The sequence below is a fragment of the Streptomyces sp. NPDC060209 genome (assembly GCF_042728155.1).
Lineage (GTDB): Bacteria > Actinomycetota > Actinomycetes > Streptomycetales > Streptomycetaceae > Streptomyces.
This window is the reverse complement of sequence record NZ_JBHWZS010000543.1, coordinates 1-2,336: the sequence shown is the minus strand read 5'-3', so window position 1 is coordinate 2,336 and position 2,336 is coordinate 1. Positions and strand designations below refer to the sequence as shown.

Sequence of the window (2,336 nt, the reverse complement as noted above, 5' to 3'; positions counted from 1 at the left end):
GTCCCTGTCAGGACGGCCGCCCTTCTTGATGCCTTGGGGCCTTACTTGCCCTTGGCGGCTTCCTTGAGCTTCGAGCCCGCGGAGACCTTCACGCTGTAGCCGGCCGGGATGTTGATCGGGTCGCCGGTCTGCGGGTTACGAGCGGTGCGAGCGGCACGGTGGGTGCGCTCGAAGGTCAGGAAGCCGGGGATGGTGACCTTCTCGTCGCCCTTGGCGACGATCTCGCCGACGGTCTCGGCGAGCGCGGCCAGAACGGCGTCGGCGTCCTTGCGGGTCACCTCGGCACGGTCGGCCAGGGCGGCCACCAGCTCACTGCGGTTCATGTTTGTACTCCCGTGTTCTTCTTGCCTGTGAGGCGTGAGATCGAAGCCGATGCTGCCAGGGCCCTCTGACAGTCCCCGGACCCGGGTCTGATGTCAGACCCTCGCGCCCGAATACGCATCCTGCCCCCACCTGCGGCGCTAACGCCAATCCGGAACCCCTCGACGTCACACGAAAAGCACCACCGATTGCCTGTGATGACGTTCCGTCGACTTGTTGGAGCGGTCCGCAGCGGATGCCGGGCCTGTGGGGCTCGCTGCCCGCCCACCCTAAAGGGGCGTTTGGGACGCCGCGACCCGCGACGCGCCGTACGGGCCGCCCGGACGTGAGCTACGGCACCGTCCGCAGGAGCCGTGGCCGACCCCCGCGGACGGCGTGTGGCAGGGCCGTCCGGACGTATGGACCTACGCGGGGTCGGAGGCCGCCTCGGCGACTCCGGCCGCCTTCGCGGCCTCCCTGACGGCTCCCGCGACGGCTCCCGCGACCTTGTCGTTGAAGACCGACGGGATGATGTAGTTCGCGTTCACCTCGTCCTCCGCGACGACGTCGGCGAGGGCGCGCGCCGCGGCGAGCATCATCTCCGTGTTGACGGTGCGGGACTGAGCGTCCAGCAGACCGCGGAAGACACCCGGGAAGACCAGCACGTTGTTGATCTGGTTCGGGAAGTCGGAGCGCCCGGTGGCGACAACCGCCGCCGTCTCACGGGCGATTGCCGGGTCGACCTCGGGGTCCGGATTCGCGAGCGCGAACACGATCGCCCCCTCCGCCATGGCCGCGACGTCGGCGCCGTCCAGGACGTTGGGAGCGGAGACACCGATGAAGACGTCGGAGCCGGCGACGGCCTCCTTGAGAGTGCCGGTGACGCCCTCGGGGTTGGTGTTGTCGGCGATCCAGCGCAGCGGCGAGTCCGGGGTGGCGTCCACCAGGTCCTCGCGGCCCGCGTGCACCACGCCGTGGATGTCGGCGACGACCGTGTGCTTGACCCCGGCCGCGATGAGCAGCTTCAGGATGGCCGTACCGGCCGCGCCCGCGCCGGACATGACGACCCGTACGTCACCGATCGCCTTGCCCACCACGCGCAGCGCGTTGGTCAGGGCGGCGAGTACGACGATCGCGGTGCCGTGCTGGTCGTCGTGGAAGACGGGGATGTCCAGGGCCTCGCGCAGCCGTGCCTCGATCTCGAAGCAGCGGGGGGCGGAGATGTCCTCCAGGTTGATCCCCGCGAAGCCGGGGGCGATCGCCTTCACGATGGAGACGATCTCGTCGGTGTCCTGGGTGTCCAGGCAGATCGGCCAGGCGTCGATACCGGCGAAGCGCTTGAACAGGGCGGCCTTGCCCTCCATCACCGGGAGCGACGCCATCGGGCCGATGTTGCCCAGGCCGAGCACGGCCGAGCCGTCCGTGACCACCGCGACGGAATTCCGCTTGATCGTCAGACGGCGGGCGTCCTCGGGGTTCTCGGCGATCGCCATGCAGACCCGCGCCACACCCGGGGTGTAGATCATCGAGAGGTCGTCACGGTTGCGGATGGGGTGCTTCGACGCCATCTCGATCTTGCCGCCGAGGTGCATCAGGAACGTACGGTCGGAGACCTTGCCCAGCACGACGCCGTCGATGTCGCGCAGGCCTTCGACGATCTCGTCGGCGTGCGAGGTCGAGGAGGCCGCGATCGTGACGTCGATCCGCAGCTTCTCGTGGCCGGAAGCGGTTACGTCGAGGCCGGTGACCGAGCCACCGGAGGACTCCACGGCCGTGGTCAGCTGGGAGACCGCTGTGCCGCTCGCGGGCACCTCCAGCCTGACCGTCATCGAGTACGAGACGCTGGGCGCCGTTGCCATGGCCGAGTCCTTCGCTTTCCTGAGCTTCGTTGCCGCACGCGAATGGGGCTACGCCCCGCACGTGCGTTCCGATCGTCGCACCTACCGACCGGTAGCAGGTAATGACTGCCACCTTTCGGAAACTTTTTTCCACCATACGAGAAGTAGGCGTTCCGCGTAACCCCCGGAAACAGAAAC

General features: G+C 68.4%; 2 protein-coding genes. Both read right to left on the bottom strand.

Features of this window, described 5'->3' with window-relative positions:
• Positions 1-41 precede the first annotated feature (41 nt).
• Positions 42-323, bottom strand: a complete 282-nt coding sequence (locus tag ACFWFI_RS42400) for an HU family DNA-binding protein (RefSeq protein WP_003968811.1) — start codon at positions 321-323, stop codon at positions 42-44.
• Between the two features lie 402 nt (positions 324-725).
• Entirely contained in the window at positions 726-2,159 is a 1,434-nt protein-coding gene (locus tag ACFWFI_RS42395; protein ID WP_387401254.1) for an NAD-dependent malic enzyme, read from the bottom strand.
• Between the last annotated feature and the right edge of the window lie 177 nt (positions 2,160-2,336).

Excerpts from the sequence above, each read along its gene's own strand:
- ACFWFI_RS42400 (WP_003968811.1), bottom strand. The coding sequence starts at position 323 with ATGAACCGCAGTGAGCTGGTGGCCGCCCTGGCCGACCGTGCCGAGGTG.
- ACFWFI_RS42395 (WP_387401254.1), bottom strand. The coding sequence starts at position 2,159 with ATGGCAACGGCGCCCAGCGTCTCGTACTCGATGACGGTCAGGCTGGAG.